This is a genomic window from Streptomyces pimonensis, from assembly GCF_041380215.1.
Taxonomy (GTDB): Bacteria; Actinomycetota; Actinomycetes; order Streptomycetales; family Streptomycetaceae; genus Streptomyces; species Streptomyces pimonensis.
Map to the genome: position 1 here is coordinate 12,522 of NZ_JAHWZY010000051.1, position 22,047 is coordinate 34,568.

The following is a 22,047-nucleotide window of genomic DNA, read 5'->3' on the forward strand; positions in this document are numbered from 1 at the left end:
CCCCACAGGTCGCCGTGAAGGCGCGCGCTGCCTCACGGACTTCGCCCCCTCCGTCCGCATGGTCCGCGGTCAGGCCACCTTCCCCCGGCAGATCGCACACCCTTACGGGCCCGCGTGGCCGTGACCACGGCAGCTTCGGATCCGGTCGTGGACCGTGGCTCCGGCATCGGCCACCGGAGTGAAAAGGCGAGTTGTGCGACGTCACCGGTGTGTCGCGTGGCATTCATCCCCTGCCGGGCAGCGAAGAAGCGCCTTCCTGCCTGTCCCGCTCGGCGGTGTGCGGTGGGCGTGACGCTGCGGTGGCCGGACGCCGTGCGAGAAGCGGACGGCTTCGCGGTGAGGCGACGAAGGCAGGAATCCACGCCGCGCCCGGGGACCGAGAACGAGAGGCCGATCATGGGACATGGCGGAGACATCATTCAGGAACTGACCACGGACCACCGGGAGGTGGACTCGCTCTTCGAGCAGATCGAGGCGCTGCCCGCTGGTGAGCAGGGGCGGCGCGATCTGGCGGACGAGCTGACGATGGAGCTGGTGCGACACTCGGTGGCGGAAGAGGAACACCTGTATCCGACGGTGCGCCGTTACGTCGACGGGGGTGACGATCTGGCCGACAAGGAGATCGGCGATCACAGCGAAGTCGAGCGCATGCTCAAGGAACTCGAAGGCTGTGAGCCCGGTGACGGCCGGTTCGACATCCTGATCACGCAGCTGAGGACGTCCGTCGCCGAACACGTCGCCGACGAGGAGAACCGGCTGTTCCCCCTGCTGGCCGACGCCTGTTCCGCCGAAGCCCTGCAGGAGCTGGGTGAGAAGGTGCGGATGGCCAAGGAGACCGCGCCCACCCGCCCGCACCCTTCTGCCCCCGACACTCCGCCCGCCAACAAACTCCTCGCCCCAGGCGTCGGCATGGTCGACCGGCTGCGCGACGTGCTCACCGGCCGCGGCCGACAGGGCTGAAGGCCCGGACCGTATCCGCCATGCCTGCCGCATGGAGGAAACGCGGCAGGCCGGGAACGCGCTCAGCCCCTGGCCGGAGCAGTGCACGGGGCGCCTGCGCGTCGGCTTACACCGGTGGGACGTTCCTGGCCTGCGGCCCCTTCGAGCCCGCCCGCAGCCGAAGTGGAGCCTCTGTTCCGCACGGAACCGCGGCATCCGGCGCCGGCACCGTCCTGCGCGGTGAAGCCAAAGTCCGTCACGTCCACCGGACGGCCCGCGCCGGAAACCGGGGGCCGTCCGTGTCACAGAAGGTCGCCGTTGCTGCGACATCAACGGCCCGCCCGGACAAGGCCGCTCTCGGAGCGCTTCAGCCTGCCCACCGTTCCCGCAGGGCTCAGGGTGTGCCGAGTGAGCCTCCGCGCCGTGGTCCCTCGGCGGTTCCTCCCGAGGTACGGCGCTCAGTTCGGCGCCGGCACTCACTGTTGCGCGGATCAGAGTGGACCCGGCCGGTCCCTCCAGGGCACAGTCCGCGCCGGAAAGCCCACGGTTCCCCTCTCGACCGGGAGATCCCTGTGAGAACCGCTCCACAGCGGGCCTGCCGGGTGCCGACCGTCGGCCGCCTGTCACCGGTCCCGACGGTGACGGTGTGCTCGCGCGGCGTTCCGGAGAGGTGGTGGACTTGGGCTCCGCGCGTCCACCGGTCCTCCTCATCCGGAGCGCAATCGGATCGGCGCCGCCGCGGTGAACCCAGGTCCTCCAACTCCGCCGCGACGCCTGCCGCCCCCCTTTTTTTGTCGGCCATTCACCGGGAACCACCGGTGTGGGAGGGGCTGTGGTGCGACGCGGCCGACCGCCGTCCGGTCCGGAACATGACCACCGGGTCGAGGACATCGTTCTGTCGTTCTGGTCCCCCGCTGGACTCCGGCGTGCAATGGCGCTCCCGCACGGCTGGCGTGAGTGGCGCGGGCGGTCTCGTCGGAGTCGTCGAGCCGCTGCCCCTCCCGGTAAAGGGGTTCGGCTCCGCGTCGGCCGAGTCCGCAACCACCGCTGGGCCGTTGAGGGTGATGGTTTGGATCGGGCACCCTGACATGGATCCCGGAAGCGGGGAGGGCACCCGGGCGGGACGCGAGTCTCCGTATCCGGAGGAGCTCAGGAAGGATGCGGCCGCCTGGCTGGTGCTGAAAAGGTCCGAGCGGGACACACGTAGAACCGAGGCGGACGGCAAGCAGCGGTGCGCACGGCATGAGGCGCCGCGTGGCGAGAAGGATGAGGTGGACGATGCGTGCACTGACCGTGCGGCCCGGCGAGAAGGATTCCCTGGAGGTGCGGGAGGTGTCCGACCCCGTCCCCGCCGACGGCGAACTGCTGGTGCGGGGCCTGGCGGTGGGGGTGTGCGGAACGGACAGGGAGGTCGCCCGGGGCGAGTACGGCTGGGCCCCGCCGGGCCGCGGGTGGCTGGTGCTGGGGCACGAGTCACTCGGGCGGGTGCGGCAGGCGCCGCCCGGCAGCGGCTTCTCGGCCGGCGACCTCGTCGCCGGGGTGGTGCGCCGGCCGGACCCCGAACCGTGCGGGGCCTGCGCCCGCGGGGAGTTCGACATGTGCCGCAACGGCCGCTACACCGAACGCGGTATCAAGGAGATCGACGGTTATGGCGCACAGGCGTGGTGCGTGGAAGCCGGCTACGCGGTGAAGCTGGAGTCGCGTCTGGAGCGCGTCGGCGTGCTCATGGAACCGGCCACCGTGGTGGCGAAGGCGTGGGAGCAGGTCGAGCGTGTCGGTGGCCGTTCGTGGTTCGAGCCGCGTCGCGTCCTGGTGACGGGAGCGGGGCCCATCGGGCTGCTCGCCGCCCTGCTGGGAGCGCAGCGCGGGCTGGAGGTGCATGTCCTCGACCGGGTGACCGAAGGACCCAAGCCTGCTCTGGTGCGGGATCTGGGCGCCACCTACCACGCGGAGGACGCCGAGCGGGTCGTCTCCGCCGTGCGCCCGGACGTCGTCATCGAAGCCACGGGCGCGAACGGGCCCGTCCTCGCCTCACTGACGGGCACCGCACCCTACGGGGTGGTGTGCCTGACCGGTGTGTCGCCCGCCGGCCGCAGGATGACCGTGGACGCGGGTGCCCTCAACCGGGAGATCGTGCTGCAGAACGACGCGGTGGTGGGCTCGGTCAACGCCAACCTGCGGCACTACCGCCAGGCCGCCGAGGCGCTGGCACGGGCCGACAGGTCGTGGCTCGAGCGCCTGATCACCCGGAGGGTGCCGCTGGAGCGGGCGAAGGAGGCGTTCACGCCGCGACCTGACGACGTCAAGGTGGTCATCGAGCTGTAGGCGACACGGTACGAAGGAAGGCTTTGAATGTCTCATCACACTGCTCCACTGGTCGTCGTCATGGGCGTGTCGGGTTCGGGGAAGACCACGGTGGGCCGACTGCTGGCACGGCACCTCGGCGTCCCCTACGCCGAGGGGGACGACTTCCACCCCGCACCCAACGTGGCGAAGATGCGAGCGGGCCACCCGCTCGATGACGAGGACCGTCGCCCCTGGCTGGACGAGATCGCACGATGGCTGGCCGGCCATGCGGACGGCGGAGGCGTGGTGACATGCTCGGCGCTCAAGCGCCGCTACCGTGCCCGGCTGGCTTCCGCCGCGCCGCGCGTCTTCTTTCTCCACCTCGATGGCTCGCCCGAGCTGATCGCCGCGCGGATCACCGCGCGGCAGGACCATTTCATGCCGCCCGAACTGCTCCGTACACAGTTCGCCGAATTTGAACCGCTGGGCGACGACGAAACGGGCTCGGCCATCCCGATCGACGGTACGCCGCAGGAGACGGCGGCTCTCGCTCGTGCCGCCGTCACCTCGGCCTGACGCTCGTGCCGCAGCCCGTCGGCGGTTCCGCCGCCAGGCACGACGGCCTCTGGACTCCAGCGGGAGAATGCTCCACCGGTGCCTTCCCCCGGCAGGCACCGCACGGTCCGAAGCAGCCCGAGGACGCATCCGTCACGTGCGGCTTCTGGCACATCGACCACCTGACAGGACGGTGTCGCATCGATGAAGCCGCAGGGCTCTTCGAACACCGCTGCCCACAACCGGCCCTCTCGGTCTGTTCCCCCAGCAGAATGCCTTCGGCGCAGGAGCGTTCCGGGGGGCTCCCCCAAGTCTCCCATCACGTCGCGGACTCGTGTCCGGCGTCGCCGTACTCGGTCGGGTCCAGCGCGGAATCCGGCTCGGATTGCCCACCGTGCATGGCTCCCCTGAGATGCCGGGCGAGCCACCCGCCGGCATCGACAGCTCTGCGGCCGCCCAACAGCCCGGGCTGCCCGCCACTCGACTGGCCCAGGCGAGCGCAGCTGTTCTTTGCCGGTCCAGGGACGGGGAGCGAGGGCTGCAGGCGCTTCTTTGCTGCCGGGTGACCGGCCTCCCCGCTTCGGGAGACGGGTGCGGCGCGGGAGATTGAGAAGCAACGGCGCGTTGAAGGGGGGAAGGTGGGGTAACCGGGCGGCAAAGAGGCGACCAGTCACTGCGCGGCTTTGGCCGTCCGCACCGTTGGAAGGAGCATCACCATCATGTCCACCCACCACGCCACCCCCGCAGCAGGCCGGACCAGGGTCCAGCAGGCCGCGCTCGCCGTCGGAGCGGTGTTCCTCCTGGTAGGCATTCTCGGCTTCATCCCCGGTATCACGACCGACTACGACACCATGGAGTTCGCCGAGCATCACTCCGAGGCCAAGCTCCTGGGAATTTTCCAGGTATCGATCCTGCACAACATCGTCCACCTGCTGTTCGGCCTCGCCGGAATCGCCATGGCCCGCGCGGCTTCCACCGCCCGCGCCTTCCTCATCGGCGGCGGTGTGATCTACCTGATCCTGTGGATCTACGGTCTGATCATCGACCACGACAGTGCGGCGAACTTCGTGCCGGTCAACACGGCGGACAACTGGCTGCACTTCGTCCTGGGCGTCGGCATGATCGCCCTGGGCGTCCTTCTCACCCGGCGGACCGCGTCGACAGCCCGCTGATGCACAGCGGCTCGAGCCTGACCGCGAGGGGTGTCCGCGGACGGTGGCGAAGCCGTCCCACCGTTCTTCCCGCGCCGTAGGGTCTCGATGTACCCGCCGACGGCTTGCTCACCACGCGGTGCCGTTCGGATCCCACAACGTCCGGCCGCCTGCGGGCGGCTTGGCCGACATCAGGGAAGACGGAGCCGGCACCTCGGTCTTGTCCGCCGCCGCACTCACCGAGCATACGGAACGTCTGTCCTGCTTTCCGGCCTGCGGATACCCGCCGCCGTGGCCACAGGGCCGGAGCCTCGATCGGGTCGGACATCGTCCAGGACGCCGGCCACGCAGGAGGTTCCGGCACGACCGGGCGCTTCTGAAGCAGGGAAAGGCATCGCGAACCGCACGGCCCGCAGTCGTCGGCGCGCCGTTGGAGACGGTCCGCGAGCCGGGGAGGGAAAGCACCGTCACCTTCTCTCGTCCCGACCGTCACCGCACAGATCGAGACGGATGATCCCGGCAACGCCGTCAGCAACGCCGGCCCCCGCACCCGCCCGGAGGAGCAGGCCGGTACGCGACGGCGCTGAACCCGGTCGCGGAATCCTTCCGAGCCTGCACCGAGCACGAGGCGTCCACTGGACGGACAACAGCGGCCAGGCGTAGGCGTCCGGTGCGCGTCTCCCGGTGGACACCTCTGTACTCGTCGCCCGAAGGGGTGTTCCAGCGGACGAGTGACACCCGCTGCTTTGGGCACGCGGCACACGACAACCGGACCGAGACACGGCATGAGGGCGCACCTGCGCCCGGAGAGGAAGAACCGTGGAGAATGCCCGCATACCCACCCTCACCAAAATGAGCGATTCCGATCAGACGGTTGCCGCGCCGGAAGAGGACATCAGGGGCCGCTCGGTGGCCGCGGGGGACGGCGAGGAGCTGGGGAAAATAGACGATCTCCTGATCGACGACGACGAGGGGAAAGTCCGCTTCCTTCTCGTTGAGCACGGCGGCTTCCTCGGGATCGGCCAGAAGAAGACGTTCATCCCCGTCGATGCCGTCACGCGGATAACCGAAGACCGTGTCTTCATCGACCGGTCCGGGAAGCAGGTGACCGAGGCCCCGGCGTACGACCCCGACCTGGTTGACGAGGAGGAATACTTCGGCAGGGTGTATTCCCACTACGGCTACACACCGTTCTGGGGCGTGGGATACACATACCCGCCCTATCCCTTCCCCAGGGGGACGGCGCGCTGATCGACCCGTGGCGCACGACGGCTCCGCCCCGCTCGGCAGGGCGGAGCCGTCGACAGGGCGGGCAGGTGGTGAACAAGTGCCCGCTGCGCGTTTCGTACGCTCGCTCCGAGGTCGTCGATCCCAGCGGCCGAACCGATCGAACGGACAGGGCGTTCCGTGCGGACAGCGCTCCAGGGGCAATCATGGGACACATCGCTTCGATCCATGGAGTGATGTCGTCCGCATGGAGACGAACGTCCAAACCTTATGGTCGTCGCCGTGCCGGGACCGACGTCGGAAACGACCCTGCTCAACCGTCGAGTCGCGTTTCCCGAAAGGCGACACCCCGGAGAGGCTGTGTCGCCGCGGTTCCTCACCGCCTGCCCATCGGCCCGCTCCGGATTGTCCGGCGCCTGGTGAAGGCCGGGCCGTCGTACTGATGCACCAGGGGAAACGCATATTCGGCTACGGAACGGCTGTGTATAATTCCGACCGCGCCCATGGTGAACCGAATGATCCGACCTCTCGTCCCGGCTGGGAGCCGCCGTGCGGGAAAGCCTGACAGGTGTCCGAGTTGGCACTGGTGGGCACTGGCGAGGGCGTTTCCGGAGTGGACGAGCGGACGGTTGACGTGAGTCGGGATTCCGAGCACGAACCCTCGCGTGAGCGTCTGGCTCAGGAGCTGCTGGACCGGCTTACACCACTGATGAGCGCCCTGGGACTGCTCTTCCTGCTCGTCGTCGTCGGTGAGCGCATGGCCACTCCCGGAACGGCGATGCATCTCGCGATGACGGTGACCGGCTGGCTGCTGTGGGCCGCGTTCGTCGCGGAGTTCATCGCCCGCCTGAGCATGGCGGAGCAACGAGGGCGGTTCCTGCGCCGCAACTGGTGGCAGGTGATCTTCCTCGTACTGCCGTTCCTGCGGATCCTTCGCCTGACGCGCTCTCTTCGTCTGCTGCGCACGGGCCGAATGCTCTCCTCGACTGTGCGGTCCTCGCGGTCGGCAGGTCGTCTGCTCAGTGACCGGGTGGCGTGGCTGGGTATGGTCACGGTGATCGTGGTGATCGCCGCAGGGGAACTGCTGTATGAATTCGACCGGCCGGCCGAGTCATTCGCGCTCACTCTTCACGCCACCGCGCTGATGGCGGTCAGCGGCGAGCCGACGGGAGCCACATCGGCCTACGGCAAACTCGTCGAACTCCTGCTGGCCCTGTATGCCGTCACGGTGTTCGCCTCTTTGGCCGGTGCCTTCGGCGCCTACTTCATGGGCGACCGCAAGCGAACGCCCCCGGACGACGAAGGGGCGCAGTGACGCCGTCGCCCGTACTGCCGCGGCGCGCACGCACCGAACCTCTCCGCCGGTTTCCGGTCCATCCGGGCAGTCGGCGTCTCCGGCTCCGGGCGGGGGATGCGCCCGTCTGCCACACCTGAGGTATTGATTGCCGCGCCGCCGGGTGCCCACGGCCGTCGACCGGGATAGGGCTCCTGGGACCGGGCAGGGCGAGCCGAGTGCGTATCGGCGGGCCCAAGAGTCTGCTGAGGAGTTGGTGCGGTGCTGTTCCTGCTGGCCGCCCACGCGGCGGTCGCGGTGGCCGTCCCGTGGTGGCGACGGAGCCCCGGCCGTGCGGTGTGGGCGGTGGCGGCCCTGGTGCCGCTGGCGACGGTGGTCTGGGCGGGCACGCGGGCCGCGCGCGTCCTGGACGGCGGGGAGTACCGGGAGACCTTGTCATGGGCCCCGTCGCTGGGACTGACGGTCGGCCTGCGGCTGGACGCGCTGTCCCTGCTGATGCTGTGGATCGTCGCCGGTGTCGGAGCCCTGGTCCTGCTGTACTGCCGGTACTACGTCGAGCAGGACGCCGCCCGTCAGGCCGCGCTGCTGCTCGCCTTCGCCGGGGCGATGACCGGCCTGGTCCTGGCGGACAACGTCTTCGTCCTGTACGTCTTCTGGGAGCTGACGACGATCGCCTCCTTCCTGCTCATCGCGGGGCGCGGGGAGGAGGAAGAGGAGCGACGCGCCGCCCGGCAGGCACTGCTGGTGACCGCGGCCGGCGGCCTGGTCATGCTGCTCGGTCTGGTCCTGCTCGGGCAGACGGCCGGGACCTACCGGATCTCCGCGATCCTCGCCGACCCGCCGCGGGGCGGTGCGGTGTCCGCCGCCGTGGTGCTCGTCCTGATCGGGGCGTTCGCCAAGTCCGCACAGATGCCCCTGCACGGCTGGCTGCCCGCGGCCATGGTGGCGCCCACACCCGTGAGCGCCTATCTGCACGCGGCCGCGATGGTCAAGGCCGGGGTGTACCTGGTCGCGCGACTGGCGCCCGCCCTGGCGGAAGTGGCCCCCTGGCGGCCGATGGTGCTCACGGTGGGCCTGACCACGATGGTGCTGGCCGCGTGGCGCGCGCTGCGCGCGACCGACCTGAAACTGCTGCTGGCCTACGGCACCATCAGCGAACTGGGTCTGCTCGTCACCCTCTTGGGGGCCGGGATGCGGACCGCCGCTCTGGCCGGGGCGGTGATGCTGCTCGCGCACGCGTCGTTCAAGGCGGCGCTGTTCCTCTCGGTCGGGATCCTGGACCACCGGGCGGGGACGCGGGACATCCGGAAACTGTCGGGCATGGGACGCCGCATGCCCGTGCTCTTCGCGGTCACGGCGCTCGCCGCCGCGTCGATGGCCGGAATCCCGCCACTGGTCGGATACCTCGGCAAGGAAGCGTACTTCGAGGTGTTCCTGCACGGCACCCGGCTCGACGGGCACGGACCGCTGACGGTGGTGGTCGTGACCGGCTCCGCGCTGACCGTGGCGTACGCCGCACGGTTCGTGCAGGGGGCCTTCGGCGGGCGCCCCGGAGAGGTGGCGCACCGGGCGGAGCGTCCCAAGGCCGGATTCGTCGCGCCGGTGGCCGTACTGGCGGGCGCGGGCCTGGTCCTGGGCGTGGGCTACGCGGGGACCGCGGCCCTCGCGACCGCCTATGCCGACGTCTACCCCCCGGGACCCGACGGACCGTACAAGCTGTCCCTGTGGCACGGCTTCACGCCCGTGCTGGGCCTGTCGGCACTCACGCTGGCGCTGGGCGGGCTGGTGCACCTGGGCAGGCGTTCGCTGCCTGCCCTGCCGCGCCTGCCCGATGTGCAGCGCGTGTTCGCCCGGACGGCCGCTGCTGTCGGCCGACTGGCCCTGGCCGTGACCCGGCACACGCAGGTCGGCTCGTTGCCGCTCTACCTGGCGGTGCTGCTGACGACCGTGGTGGCGGTGCCCGGCGCGGCGCTGGCGGCCGGGGCGCCGCCGCTGGGCTCCCCGCTGCCGTGGTGGTCCCCCGCGGAACCGTTCCTGGCCGTGGTGGTGCTGGCGGCGGCCGCCGCGGTGATGGGCACACGGCACCGGCTGACCGGGATCCTGCTGGCCGGCGCCGTCGGCTACGGCGTGGCCGGGGTGTTCCTGGTGCGGGGCGCGCCGGATCTGGCGCTGACGCAGTTCCTCGTCGAGACGATGACGCTGGTCGTGGTGGTCCTGGTGCTGCGCCGGATGCCGCCCCGGTTCAGCTCCGGACGGACGAGACCCCGGGTACGCCTGGTACGGGCCGTGGCGGCCGGCGCGATCGGTGTCCTCGTCACCGGCTTCGCGCTGGTGGCGTCGGCCGCGCGCACGGCTCCGGCGGTCTCGTCGGGATACGCGGACCGTATGGCGGAGGCGGGCGCCGACAACATCGTCAACGCGATCCTGGTCGACTTCCGCGCGCTGGACACGCTGGGTGAGATCTCGGTGCTGCTGGTGGCCGCGGTCGGTGTCGTCAGCCTGATCCGGGTGGACGGTCGCCGCCGGACGAGCACGTCCGGCGGAGGACCGGGCGGCCTGTTCCCGACGGCGCACTGGGACGAGCCGGTGCGGACCTGGCTGCCCGGCGCACACGAGAGGCCGGGCGGCGAGCGTTCGGTCCTGCTGGAGGTGGCCACCCGGCTGTTGTTCCCCTCCATCCTGGTGTTCTCGCTGTTCCTGCTGTTCTCCGGGCACTACCGCCCCGGCGGCGGGTTCGCCGGCGGCCTGGTGGCGGGCCAGGCGTTCGTGCTGCGGTACCTGGTGGGCGGACGCGCCGATCTCGGAGCCGCCGTACGGCTGCCCGCAGGCGCGGTCGCCGGCTCGGGGCTGGTGCTCGCCGCCACCGTGGGGCTGTTCCCGCTCCTCCTCGGCGGTACGCCCCTGGAAAGCGCGGTCGTGACGCTTCATCCACCGGTCGTGGGCACGGTGAAGTTCGCGACCAGTCTGTTCTTCGACGTCGGCGTCTATCTGCTCGTCGTCGGCGTCGTCCTGGAGCTGTTGTCGGCGGTGGGCGTCTCACTCGGCCAGGACACGGTCGCGGCCGACGGGGTCGAAGCCACGACCGACGACGAGAAGCAAGGAGGTCCGCGGTGACCATGACCCTCGTGGCCGGCGGTCTCTTCGCCATCGGCTTCTACCTCATGCTGCAACGGTCACTGATGAGGATCGTCCTCGGCTTCATCCTCCTGGGCCACGGCACCAACCTGCTGCTCCTGGTCGCCGGAGGCACACCCGGCCGGCCCCCCGTGCTGGACGGGACGACCGACGGCTCCGCGCGGACCGCCGATCCGCTGCCCCAGGCCATGGCGCTGACGGCCATCGTGATCACGTTCGGCCTCACGGCCTTCCTGGTGGCGCTGGCCTACCGGTCCTGGCGCCTGTCCGGGCACGACGAGGTGCGCGACGACGTGGAGGACCGGCGCATCGGCACCGTGCGGGAACGCGCCGAGGCCGGACCCGCCCCGGACCGGGACGAGGACGGTACCGCGCCGGGAGAAGACCGATGACGGCGGCGCTGCCGGCCCTGCCCGTCCTGCTGCCGGCCCTCGGCGCCGGTATGTCCCTGCTCCGGCTGCCCCGCCCGGTGATGCGCGGACTCGGCATCGGCGTGCTCACGGCAGTCGTCGCCTGCGGCGCGGCACTCCTGGTCCTGGCCGACCGGCACGGACCGCAGGCCCTGCACATCGGCGGCTGGCCCGCCCCCCTGGGAATCACCCTCGTGGCCGACCGGCTGTCGGCGCTGCTGCTGACCGTGTCGGCGCTGGTGGCTCTGGCCGTGCTGCTCTTCGCCATCGGCCAGGGCACGGCGGAGGAGCGCCGCAGTTCGGCCGTGATCTTCCACCCCGCCTACCTGGTACTCGTCACCGGAGTGAGCCTGGCGTACCTCACCGGTGACCTGTTCAACCTCTTCGTCGCCTTCGAGGTGATGCTCGCCGCGTCCTACGTCCTGATCACCCTGGACGCGGACGAGAACCGCACCCGCGCCGGCATGACGTACACGATCGTCAGCCTGACGTCGTCGCTGCTGTTCCTCTCCCTGGTCGCGCTGGTGTACGCGGCGACCGGCACCGTCACCCTGGCACAGCTCGGACCGCGGCTCGCGGAACTGCCGGACGGCCTGCGCTCCGCGCTCGCCCTGCTGCTCCTGTCCGTCCTCGGCATCAAGGCGGCGATCGTCCCCCTCCACTTCTGGCTGCCGGACAGCTACCCCACCGCCCCCGCACCGATCACCGCCGTCTTCGCCGCCCTGCTGACCAAGGTCGGCGTGTACGCCCTGCTGCGCACCCAGACGCTGCTCTTCCCCCGCACCGGCGTGTGGACCCTGCTGGCCTGCGCGGCGATCATCACCATGATCGTGGGAATCCTCGGCGCCCTCGCCCAGGACGACCTCAACCGGCTTCTGTCCTTCACCCTCGTCAGCCACATCGGATTCATGCTGTTCGGGATCGCCCTGTTCGACACACAGGGCCTGACCGGCACGATCCTCTACGTCGTCCACCACATCGTCGTCCAGGCGGCCCTGTTCCTCGTCGCCGGCCTCGCCGTGCGCCGTACGGGGACCGCCGCGCTGCACCGCATGGCGAGGCGACCGAGGCCCGGCCCGCTGGTCGTCACGCTGTTCGTCGTCCCGGCCCTGAGCCTGTCCGGCATCCCGCCGCTCTCCGGCTTCGTGGCCAAGCTGGCCCTGTTGCGGGCCGGCGTCGCGCAGGGCACACCGGCCGCCTACGCCCTCGCCGGAACCGCCCTGCTCACCAGCCTGCTGACTCTCTCCACCATGATCCGTGTATGGCTGGCGGCGTTCATGGGACAGCCACCAGGCCGCCCGAAGGAACGTCCGGCGAGGCCCCCGGGCAGCGGTCGTAACCGTCCGAGCGGAACGCGGCTCATGCTCGTCGCCGCGGCCGGCATGACGACGACCGGAGTGGCGGTCGCCGTCTGTGCGGGCCCGCTCGCCGGCCTCGGTGAGCGGGCCGCCGAGGATCTGCTGCACCCGCGTGAGTACCGCTCCGCCGTACTGGAGGGGAGACAGCGGTGAACCGTCGCCCGAGCCGCCGCCCGGACCGGTTCCGTCGAGGACTGCGTCATGTGCCGATGATCGTCTGGCTCTGGCTGCTGTGGATCCTGCTGTGGGGGGCCACCAGCGCGGTGGTCCTCATCGGCGGCCTGCTCGTCGCCGCCGGCGTGGTCCTGCTCTTCCCGCTGCCCGCGGTGCTGCCGGGCGTCGTACCCAGACCGCTGCGGGCCGGGCGGCTGCTGGTTCATCTGCTCACGGACCTGGTCAAGTCGGGGTCCACCGTCGCCTGGCAGGTCGTCCGCCACGGCAGGAGGACCTCCTTCGCGATCGTCGAAGTCCCCCTGGACGTCGACAGCGACCTGCTGATCGCAGCTGTGGCCCGGCTCACCACCATGACTCCCGGCACCGTCGTGATCGAGATCGACCGGTGCCGCAAGCGCCTGTACGTGCACGCGCTGCCGGTCCGTGACCAGCGCGACCTCGCACGTCGCCGGAGCGACGTACAGGCCGTGGAACGCCGGGTCGTGCGAGCGGTCGGCCACCGCCGCGGCGCCGAGGAACCGGGGCCGGCCCCCGGCCGGCCGGACGACACCCGACGTCACCCCCGAGGAAGGGAACCATGACCATCCTGTACGGCGCCACGCTGGCCGTGATCGCGGCAGCGGGCCTGCTCACACTGCTGCGCCTCGTGCGCGGCCCCCTCGCCCTCGACCGCATCATGGCGCTCGACGTCCTGGTGACCCTGACCATCGCCGCGACCGCCGTGGGCGCCGTGGCACGCGACGACACCACCGCCATCCCCGTGCTCGTCGTCCTCGCCCTGCTGGCCTTCATCGGATCGGTGACGGCGGCCCACCTGGTCGAGAAGCGGAAGGGCATGCGATGACCACCGCGCTGAACACGGTCACCGCCGTCCTGCTCCCCGCGGGCGCGGCCTTCTGCCTGCTCGGCGCCCTGGGCCTGCTTCGCTTCCCGGACACCGCCAGTCGTCTCCACGCGGCCGCCAAGGCGCAGACCCTCGGCCTGCTGCTCGTCCTCGTCGGGGCGGCCGCGCAGATGCCCGGGCGCCACGCCCCGGTCCTGCTGCTCGTGGCCCTGTTCCAACTGTTCACCGCCCCGATCAGCAGCCAGATCATCGGCCGCACCGCCTACCGCACCCACGGCCTCGACCGCGGCCTGCTCCTCCGCGACGAACTCGCGGACCGCCTCGCACGTGACGGCACCTCCCTCCACGGACACGACCGGCCCCGGCGGGACGACGACGCGGAACGCTGATCCCACGGCGACGAGGCGAAGACCCCGCGGCCGTCGGCGACCGGGTGCCCGAAGACGTCGGACGGCGTGCCCGTAGCGGTCCACGTCCGTGACCCGTTCCACCGGCTTCCGGCCGGCCCTCCGCCGACGGACCGTGTGACCGCGAACCGGTCTGCCGGGCGGAGCACCGCACCACCTGGCGCGGGGGCCGGTGCAGCCGGTCGCCCTCGGACGGTCGTGGTGACGGGGGCCGCGCCGGCCCTCCGGGGCAAAGATCGCGATGCCATGAGAGCGAAGCTCTGTGAACCGATTTCGGTCATATGACCGTACGCGACGCACATATTCGATCATCTGATGGTCATACCGGAAAACACGTCCCCTCGGACCGATGCCGCCTGCCTACGGTGCCACCACCGGTCAGGGCGGGAAGCGCCGCCCCGCGCAGGCCGGCACGACCGAAGAGAAGACCGAAGAGGGAGACGTCCATGACGACTGTGGAAGTGTCGTTGAAGGAGATCATGACCGTCGTCGAAGGGGCCCTCGGAGCGGCCCTCGTCGACTACTCCAGCGGCATGGCCCTGGGGACGCTGGGCGGGGGCAAGGACCTGGACCTGACCGTCGCGGCCGCCGGCAACACGGACGTCATCCGGGCCAAGGTGCGCACCATGGAACTGCTGGGGCTGACCAGTCGGATCGAGGACATCCTCATCACCCTCGACAGCCAGTACCACCTCATCCGGCCGGTCACCGGCCGCAGCGGCAACGGTCTGTTCCTGTACCTCGTGCTCGACAAGTCCCGGTCGAACCTGGCGATGGCCCGTCACCAGCTCAAACGGACCGAGCAGCAGCTGGAAGTCTGAACGGCCCCAGGTCCCCGCCGACGCGTGCCCGTGATGTGAAGACTTCTTCAAGTCACCACATCGACATGATCGCAACCCGTGGATACGTGTCGCGCCGAGCGAGGAGGATCGGCTCGCAAGGGCCGGTTCGGAAGGACGGCACATCGTGCGGCGGCGCGTCCGCGGGGCGTCGCCGCACGCCGGAGAACATCCCCGACGCGTCAGGGAGTGCGCACCCATGCAAGTCCCCCTCTACCAGGCCAAGGCGGAGTTCTTCCGCATGCTGGGACACCCTGTGCGCATCAGGGTCCTGGAGCTGCTGCAACACGGGCCCGTGCCGGTGCGGGACCTGCTCGCCGACATCGACATCGAGCCGTCCAGCCTCTCGCAGCAACTGGCCGTGCTCAGGAGGTCCGGCATCGTCGTCTCGGTCCGGGAGGGCTCCACCGTCCGGTACGCCCTCGCCGGTGGCGACGTCGCCGAACTGCTCCGCGCGGCCCGCCGGATCCTCACCGAACTGCTGGCCGGGCAGAGCGAGCTCCTGGCCGAACTCCGGCAGACCGACGCGCCCTTGTCGTCGGCGCCCCGGAACGGGCGGGGCTGAGTCTTCCCGGGACCGTCACAGGTCGCCCGGTGCGTCCAGACCGGTCAGGGCGCCCACGGGGTCCGGGTCGGGGGTGCCGCGGGGCCACCAGTCGTCGTGGCCCGGCTCGGACTCGTAGGCGTACCAGAGGTGGTCGCGGCCGAGACGGAGCTGGACGTGGCCCCGGGGGTGGGTGAGGTGGTTGCGCCAGGGGCGGAAGGCGGGGAGGTCCGCGGCGAGGAGGAGCGGGCGGGCGCGGTCGAAGCGGCCGGCCGGCGGGTCCCAGGGCTCCTCGAGGACGGCGAGGCCCGTCGGACCGCCCTGGCGCCAGGCGGCGACCGCGCGCGCCAGTTCGGCGGGGGTGCGGCCGACGGCTCTCGCGAGGGAGGAGTACAGCGCGCGCGTCGCCCCGGTCAGACCGGAACCGGGGCGGGCGGCGGCGAGCCGCACCGCGTCCTGCCAGAGGGTGAGCCGGCCGACCGGGTCGCGGCCGGTGGTGAGCAGGGCGTGCGCGCGGGCGGCGGCGTCGGTGGCCAGCTGGTCCAGCGCGAACGGGTCCGGTCCGCCCGGGGACGCGGGGTACGCGGGCGGCTGCTCGGGGTGGGGCGGCGGGGGCAGCGGGGCCGGGAGCGGCGGGAGGACGCGGTCCCGTCGGGCGAGGACCTCGGCCGCCCGGATGCCGGCCAGGGGTTCCGGTTCCTTGTCCTGGGCGGCGCGGGCCGCGCGGGTGACGCTGAGCCGGGACAGCGCGTCGATCACCTCGCGTTCACCGCGTCCGCGCAGCAGGAGCAGCACGAACGGGTCGGCGTCGAGCAGCCGGGCCGTCTGGTAGCAGAGGGCGGCTGCGTGCTTGCAGGGGTGGCCGGCATCGGGGCAGCTGCACTGCGGGGCGAGGTCGCCGGGGCCGGGCAGCAGCGGAACCCCGCAGTCGGCGAGGGACCGGGGCATCTCCTTGTCCAGCAGCGCCGCGATGTGGCCGGGGCGGTCGGCGGCGGTGTCCAGGAACCTCTCCCAGTCGGCGTCCGTGAACGTCCGCAGCCGCACCTGCACGCGGTACGGCCGCGGGCGGCTGCCCCGCACGTACGCGAGCACGAGCCCCGGCGTGACGGTGATGGCGTCGACGTGCCCCTGCCCGGCGTACCCGCGGGCGCGGGCGAGCCGGGCGGCGTCCAGCGCCCCCTCCTCCAGCGCCGTGACCCATGCGTCGCCCCACCAGGTCTCGGCGAAGCCCCCGCTGTCCGAGGCGCGGGGCGGGAACGCCGGGAAGGTGCGGCGCAGGTCGCCGTCGCGGGCGGGGGCGGCCATGGAGCGGGGGGTGGCGGGTGCGGGCGGTGCGGTGTCCCGCGGGGTGCGGGACGGGCGTGTGCCGGCGCCCTCCGCGGCCCCGTCCCCGGCGCGCGGGGCCGGAGTGCCGCCGGGCGGGCGGACGTCGTCGGGCGTCGCGGGGACGCCGCCCGGGCCGGGGGCGCCGCCGGTCTCCGGGTCCGGTCCGGGCATGCGGAAGGCGTCCGTGAGCGACTCCCGCACCTCACGGGCCCGGGTGTCGGCGGCCCGGTCGCCGCGGGTCGTGCGCGGCACCCGGGGCGAGGGGGCACGCCGTTCACGGGACCCGGCGTCCGTCGCACGGCCGCCGGGTGCCGGACGCCCCCGCAGCGCCTCCTCACGCGCGGAGCGCAGCGCCTCCCGCGCGATGTCCCCGGGGCGCGGGGGCGCGTGCCGTCCGACGGCACCGCCGACGGCCTTTGTGTCTCCGGTGTCCCCGAAGTCCCCGCAGTCGCCGGACGACGGGTCGGCAGGGGGCGGAGCGTCGCCGGGGGGCGCCTCTCCGGGGGGCGCCCCGCCCTCCGCCTCCGGTGCGCCGGGGTCCTCGCGGTCCGGTTCCGCCGCATCGGCGGGTCCTTCCGCACCGCACCGGGCCCGCACCGCCTGCCGCAGCGCGTCGCGGGCCGCGTCGCCCGGGCGGGGCCCACGGCCGCCGGACCCTCCGGGGGCGGGGACGGCCGGCCCGTCCGGAGCGGGCCGGCGCTCCGGTGTGTCCGGGGCCGTCGGTCCGTGGGTCGCCCGTACGCGGGCCGCGCGCAGGGCCTCGCGGGCCTCGTCGGAGGGGTGGGGGGTCATGCCGGCCTCCGCAGGGACACCAGGTCGGACAGGTCACGGTCGGACAGCTCCGTGAGGGCCGACTCGCCGGAGCCGAGGACGGCGTCGGCGAGGGCGCGCTTGGACTCCAGCATCTCGGCGATGCGGTCCTCGACCGTGCCCTCGGTGACGAGGCGGTGGACCTGGACGGGCCGGGTCTGGCCGATGCGGTAGGCGCGGTCGGTGGCCTGCTCCTCCACCGCGGGGTTCCACCAGCGGTCGACGTGGACGACATGACCCGCGCGGGTGAGGTTCAGGCCGGTGCCGGCGGCCTTGAGGGAGAGCACCAGGACCGGGGTCGCGCCGCTCTGGAAGCGGTCCACCATGCGCTCCCGCTCCGCCACCGGCGTACCGCCGTGGAGGAGGTCGACGGGGACCGCGCGCCCGGTGAGGTGCGCGGTGATCAGGCGGGCCATCCCGACGTACTGCGTGAAGACCAGGGCGGAGCCGTCCTCGGCGAGCAGGGTGTCCAACAGCTCGTCCAGCAGGGCGAGTTTCCCGGAACGGGCCGCGAGCCGGTCGCCTCCGGCGGGCGCGTGCTCCTCCTTCAGGTAGAGCGCCGGGTGGTCGCAGATCTGCTTGAGCGAGGTCAGCAGTTTCAGCACCAGTCCGCGTCGGCCCATGCCCTGCGCGCTCTCGATGGCGTGCATCGACTCGCGCACCACGGCCTCGTACAGCGCGGCCTGCTCGCGGGTGAGCGGTACGGGGTGGTCCGTCTCGGTCTTGGGCGGCAGCTCGGGGACGATGCCGGGGTCGGACTTCTTGCGCCGCAGCAGGAAGGGGCGGACCAGGCGGGCGAGGCGCTCGGCGGCCTCCTCGTCCTCGCCGGTCTCCACGGCGCGCGCGTGCCGGGCCCGGAAGGACTGCAGCGGGCCGAGGAGCCCGGGTGTCGTCCAGTCGAGGAGGGCCCACAGCTCGGAGAGGTTGTTCTCCACGGGGGTGCCGGTGAGCGCCACCCGCGCGGGGGCCGGGATCGTGCGCAGCGCCTTCGCGGTCGCGGAGTGGGGGTTCTTGACGTGCTGCGCCTCGTCGGCGACGACCATGCCCCACGTCCGCCCGGCCAGGTCCGGGGCGGCGGAGCGCATGGTGCCGTAGGTGGTGAGGACGAAGCCGCCGTCGAGGCCGTCCAGGGCGCGGTCGGGGCCGTGGAAGCGGCGCACGGGCACGCCGGGTGCGAACCGGGTGATCTCCCGCTGCCAGTTGCCGAGCAGCGAGGCCGGGCAGACCACCAGGGTCGGCTCGGTGCGGGCCCGCTTCAGGTGCAGCGCGATGAGGGTGATGGTCTTGCCCAGGCCCATGTCGTCGGCGAGGCAGCCGCCGAGGCCGAGGGAGGTCATGAGGTCCAGCCAGGCCAGGCCCCGCAGCTGGTAGTCGCGCAGGGTGGCGTCGAGGCCGGGCGGCGGCTCGGCGGGCCGCACCCCGGCGGTCAGGCGGTCGCGGAGGGTGGCGAGGGCGCCGGCCGGCGCCGCCTCGACCGTCTCCCCGTCGACCTCCGCGTGGCCGGTGAGGGCGACGGAGAGCGCGTCGACCGGGTCGAGCAGCCCCAGGTCCCGTTTGCGGGCCTTGCGGACGAGGGCGGGGTCGACCAGCACCCACTGGTCGCGCAGCCGTACGACCGGGCGGTGGGCCTCGGCCAGGGCGTCCATCTCGGCCTCGGTGAGCGGGTCGCCGCCGAGGGCGAACTGCCAGCCGAACCGCAGCAGGTCCCCGCTCTCGAAGAAACCGGTGCCGTCGGTCGCCGAGCCGGGGGCCGGACGGACCACCGCCGTGACGGTCAGGTCCTGGGCGAGGTCCCGGGGCCAGTGCACGGCGACCCCGGCCGCGGCGAGCCGGGTGGCCGCCACGCCCAGCAGGTCGTTCAGCTCCTCCTCGGACAGGGCCAGCACGTCCGGCACGTCCTGGTCGAAGAGCCGGTCCAGCGGCGGCCAGACCCGGGCCGCACGGCGCACCGCGAGGGCGGCGTCCACCCGCGCGCGGGGGCCGAAGGCGTCGTCCGCCGCGCCCGCCCACAACGCCGCCGCGTCGGCCACCAGGGTCGGGTCGGCGAGGCTGTGCACCTGCACGATCGCGGCTCCCGCGCTCCGTGCACCGCTCCCGTCCCCGCCGGTGTCGAAGAGGTCGTACGCGGACAGGTCCAGGCGGAGCGAGATCCGTACGCCGGCGTCCATGCCGGCCGCGACCTCGGCGGCCCAGTCGCGGGCGCCGGGCAGCCGCTGCGCCTTGCGCGCGGCGAACGGGAGCCCCGCGGCGTACGGCGCGGCCGGGGTGCGGGGCAGGGTGTCGGCGACCGCGTCCAGGAAGGCGCGCACCAGCGCCTCCGGCCGGGGCAGCCGGAGGGGGCCGGGGCCGGGCAGCGGGACGGCGTGGCCCTCGTACGGCAGGGCGGCGGCCACCGCGCGCAGGTGCGCCACGTCGTCCGGGTCGAGCGGGCCGGCGCGCCAGGCGTCGTGGCCGGTGGCGGTCAGGCCGGGCAGCAGCCGGCCGCGGGCGGTGAGCCGCAGGGCGAGCAGGGCTGCGGCTCCCCAGCAGGCGGTGGCGGGGTGGGCCGCGGGGTCGTGCCGGGCGCGGGCCAGCAGCGGGAGGGCCTCGTCGACGGGGAGGCAGAGCGCCGGGGTCGTCCGCCGCCGCACCCCCGTGCCGTGCGGGCGGACGACGGTGAGGTCGGTGCGCGGTGCGGGGGCGCCGGGCGGCCCTTCGCCGTCGGGGCCGCCCTCGGGGGCGTAGAAGGCGACGCGTCCCTCGCGCGGGAGGGACGCCGGGAGGAAGACGGCCGCGAGCCGGACGGGGACGTCCGTCCCGCCCGCACCGCCGGGTCCGGCGGTGTCCCGCCCGGCCGCCGCGTTCCGCTCGGCCATACGTCCTGCCACCTCCCGCCCGACTGTCGGATCAACCGTCTCCGACTCTACGGGCGGGGTCCGACAATCGGCCCCGGCGGCCGGCGCGCGCGGGGTCAGGGCACGGTGCGGGAGACGACGTACACCCTCGAGTAGCCCGGCTTGTGGTGGTTGACGACGACGTCGTGCGTGGGCGCCGGGTCCTTCTGCTCGTGGACGAGGCCGGACCAGGTGCCCGGACCCTCGAACGTCCAGCCGGTGACGTCCCGGTCGCGCTCGCCGATGGTGATGTCGCCCCGCTCCAGCTCGTCCTCCCGCACGCCCATGCTGGTGAGGAAGGCGGTCAGGCCCGCGTCGGTGGTCTCGAACTCGACGTAGAGGCGGCTGGTCCTCCAGTTGTTGGTCTCGTAGGAGGCCACCCACCAGGCGGGGTGCGGTACGGGCACCTGGTAGAGGCGGCGCTGCACCTTCGACGGCCAGCCCTCGGTGAGACCGGTCGCGGAGTACTTCGCCTCCTTGTCCTTGCCGCTGGCCCGGCTCTGGTTCGCGGAGATCACCAGGTACCCGGCCGGGACGCCGATGAGCAGCACGATGATCAGCAGGGTGAGCGCCCTGCGGCGGATCATGTGCCACCGGCCCTCGGCCGGGCGGGGTGCGCCCGGGGGGGCCGTGCGCCGGGGGGACTCGTCGCTCACAGCGACTCCTGGGTGGTGCTGCGGGCCTCCGCGTAGCGCTCGTAGCGCTCGTAGCGCTCGACCCGGCGGCGCTTGGCGCGGCGGAAGCGGCGGGCGACCAGCCGGGCCAGGTCGGCGGCGCCGACCATGCCGGCCTCGGGGCCGAGCTGGGCGCGGACGATGCGGGCCTCGGGACGGTAGCCGCGACCGGTGAGGTGCCGCTTGAAGGCGTCCCGCGCGGGGCCGATCAGCAGGTCGTCGGCGGCGGAGACGCCGCCGCCGACGACGAAGCAGGAGGGGTCGAGGGCGGCGGCGAGGTTGGCGATGCCGACGCCGAGCCACTGTCCGATGTCCTGGAGCAGTTCGATGCACATGGCGTCGCCCTCGCGGGCCAGCTCGGTGATCATCGGGCCGCTGATGTCGCCGATGTTGCCCTTGACGTGCTCGATGATCCCGTAGGCGACCGGAGAGTCGGCGGCGGCCAGCTCGCGGGCCTCGCGGACCAGCGCGTTGCCGGAGCTGTACTGCTCCCAGCAGCCGCGGTTTCCGCAGGGGCAGCGGTGGCCGCCGGGGACGACCTGCATGTGGCCGAACTCGCCGGCGACTCCGTACTTGCCCCGCTTGACCTGCCCGCCCTCCAGGATCGCGCCGCCGATGCCGGTGCCGAGCGTGATCATGACGAGGTGGTCCTCGCCGCGGCCGGCGCCGAAGCGCCACTCGGCCCAGGCCGCGGAGTTGGCGTCGTTGTCCACCAGGACGGGGACGGCGAGGCGGTCGGCGAGGCGGTCGCGCAGCGGCTCGTTGCGCCAGGACAGGTGGGGGGCGAACAGCACGCGGTTGCGGTCGGCGTCGACCCAGCCGGCCGCGCCGATGCCGACCGCGTGCACGTCGTGCCGGTCGGACAGGTCCAGCACCAGTTCGACGATGGTGTCCTCGACGACCTTGGGGCTCTTGGACTTGTCCGGCGTCTCCGTGCGCAGCCGCTCCAGGATGTTGCCGTCGGCGTCGACGACGCCCGCCATGACCTTGGTGCCACCGATGTCGATGCCGACCGTCGGGACGCGGGGCGCCGTCAGGTGGGAGCGGCGCTCCCGGGTGCCGACGGTTCTCAGGACCGGGGCACGACGGGAGCCGATGGGGGCGGTGAAGTCGCGGTAGGTGCTCATCGGGTGCGATTCTGCCGCACCGGTGCGCTGATCGTGGCGCGGGGCAGGTGGGAGGCGGTGCGGATCATGGCCGG

18 protein-coding genes are annotated in these 22,047 nt (G+C 72.7%); 14 read left to right on the plus strand and 4 right to left on the minus strand.

Features of this window, described 5'->3' with window-relative positions; translation table 11 throughout:
* Positions 1-396: 396 nt before the first annotated feature.
* From KYY02_RS30750 to KYY02_RS30815, 14 genes are all read left to right on the plus strand, one after another.
* The gene (locus KYY02_RS30750; protein WP_371243728.1) at positions 397-960 is read left to right on the plus strand and encodes a hemerythrin domain-containing protein; all 564 of its coding nucleotides are present in this window, start codon (positions 397-399) and stop codon (positions 958-960) included.
* A gap of 1,257 nt (positions 961-2,217) precedes the next feature.
* Positions 2,218-3,264 carry a glucose 1-dehydrogenase gene (locus KYY02_RS30755; RefSeq protein WP_371243730.1) on the plus strand — a complete coding sequence of 349 codons (1,047 nt, stop codon included), beginning with the start codon at positions 2,218-2,220 and terminating at the stop codon, positions 3,262-3,264.
* 27 nt (positions 3,265-3,291) lie between these two features.
* Complete coding sequence (locus KYY02_RS30760; RefSeq protein ID WP_371243732.1) at positions 3,292-3,801, plus strand: gluconokinase; 510 nt, start codon at positions 3,292-3,294, stop codon at positions 3,799-3,801.
* A gap of 698 nt (positions 3,802-4,499) precedes the next feature.
* Positions 4,500-4,952 carry a DUF4383 domain-containing protein gene (locus tag KYY02_RS30765; RefSeq protein WP_371243734.1) on the plus strand — a complete coding sequence of 151 codons (453 nt, stop codon included), beginning with the start codon at positions 4,500-4,502 and terminating at the stop codon, positions 4,950-4,952.
* An 831-nt stretch (positions 4,953-5,783) separates the two neighbouring features.
* The gene (locus KYY02_RS30770) at positions 5,784-6,182 is read left to right on the plus strand and encodes a PRC-barrel domain-containing protein (protein ID WP_371243736.1); all 399 of its coding nucleotides are present in this window, start codon (positions 5,784-5,786) and stop codon (positions 6,180-6,182) included.
* Positions 6,183-6,726: 544 nt separating this feature from the next.
* Positions 6,727-7,473 (plus strand): hypothetical protein, encoded by a 747-nt coding sequence (locus tag KYY02_RS30775; RefSeq protein ID WP_371243739.1) that lies wholly within the window; start codon positions 6,727-6,729, stop codon positions 7,471-7,473.
* A gap of 240 nt (positions 7,474-7,713) precedes the next feature.
* Complete coding sequence (locus KYY02_RS30780; protein ID WP_371243741.1) at positions 7,714-10,566, plus strand: Na+/H+ antiporter subunit A; 2,853 nt, start codon at positions 7,714-7,716, stop codon at positions 10,564-10,566.
* Positions 10,567-10,568: 2 nt separating this feature from the next.
* Entirely contained in the window at positions 10,569-10,979 is a 411-nt protein-coding gene (locus KYY02_RS30785; protein ID WP_371243790.1) for a Na(+)/H(+) antiporter subunit C, read from the plus strand.
* Positions 10,976-12,508 (plus strand): Na+/H+ antiporter subunit D, encoded by a 1,533-nt coding sequence (locus tag KYY02_RS30790; protein WP_371243743.1) that lies wholly within the window; start codon positions 10,976-10,978, stop codon positions 12,506-12,508. Before KYY02_RS30785 ends, KYY02_RS30790 begins: the two co-directional genes overlap by 4 nt.
* Before the next feature lie 56 nt (positions 12,509-12,564).
* Positions 12,565-13,110, plus strand: a complete 546-nt coding sequence (locus KYY02_RS30795; protein ID WP_371243745.1) for a Na+/H+ antiporter subunit E — start codon at positions 12,565-12,567, stop codon at positions 13,108-13,110.
* Positions 13,107-13,373 carry an MrpF/PhaF family protein gene (locus KYY02_RS30800; protein ID WP_371243749.1) on the plus strand — a complete coding sequence of 89 codons (267 nt, stop codon included), beginning with the start codon at positions 13,107-13,109 and terminating at the stop codon, positions 13,371-13,373. The genes KYY02_RS30795 and KYY02_RS30800 overlap by 4 nt, the downstream gene beginning before the upstream one ends.
* The gene (gene mnhG / locus KYY02_RS30805) at positions 13,370-13,762 is read left to right on the plus strand and encodes a monovalent cation/H(+) antiporter subunit G (protein WP_371243752.1); all 393 of its coding nucleotides are present in this window, start codon (positions 13,370-13,372) and stop codon (positions 13,760-13,762) included. Before KYY02_RS30800 ends, mnhG begins: the two co-directional genes overlap by 4 nt.
* Before the next feature lie 464 nt (positions 13,763-14,226).
* Entirely contained in the window at positions 14,227-14,601 is a 375-nt protein-coding gene (locus tag KYY02_RS30810) for a roadblock/LC7 domain-containing protein (protein WP_371243755.1), read from the plus strand.
* A gap of 217 nt (positions 14,602-14,818) precedes the next feature.
* The gene (locus tag KYY02_RS30815) at positions 14,819-15,184 is read left to right on the plus strand and encodes an ArsR/SmtB family transcription factor (RefSeq protein WP_371243759.1); all 366 of its coding nucleotides are present in this window, start codon (positions 14,819-14,821) and stop codon (positions 15,182-15,184) included.
* A gap of 15 nt (positions 15,185-15,199) precedes the next feature.
* Here the strand turns inward: KYY02_RS30815 and KYY02_RS30820 are convergent, their stop codons facing one another.
* From KYY02_RS30820 to KYY02_RS30835, 4 genes are all read right to left on the minus strand, one after another.
* The gene (locus KYY02_RS30820; protein WP_371243764.1) at positions 15,200-17,281 is read right to left on the minus strand and encodes an SWIM zinc finger family protein; all 2,082 of its coding nucleotides are present in this window, start codon (positions 17,279-17,281) and stop codon (positions 15,200-15,202) included.
* Positions 17,278-20,154, minus strand: coding sequence for an SCO1167/SCO6262 family helicase (locus KYY02_RS30825; RefSeq protein ID WP_371243768.1), 2,877 nt, complete (start codon positions 20,152-20,154; stop codon positions 17,278-17,280). Before KYY02_RS30825 ends, KYY02_RS30820 begins: the two co-directional genes overlap by 4 nt.
* A gap of 95 nt (positions 20,155-20,249) precedes the next feature.
* Entirely contained in the window at positions 20,250-20,759 is a 510-nt protein-coding gene (locus KYY02_RS30830; RefSeq protein WP_371243792.1) for a sugar kinase, read from the minus strand.
* A 65-nt stretch (positions 20,760-20,824) separates the two neighbouring features.
* Positions 20,825-21,973, minus strand: a complete 1,149-nt coding sequence (locus tag KYY02_RS30835) for an ROK family glucokinase (RefSeq protein WP_371243772.1) — start codon at positions 21,971-21,973, stop codon at positions 20,825-20,827.
* Positions 21,974-22,047 lie beyond the last annotated feature (74 nt).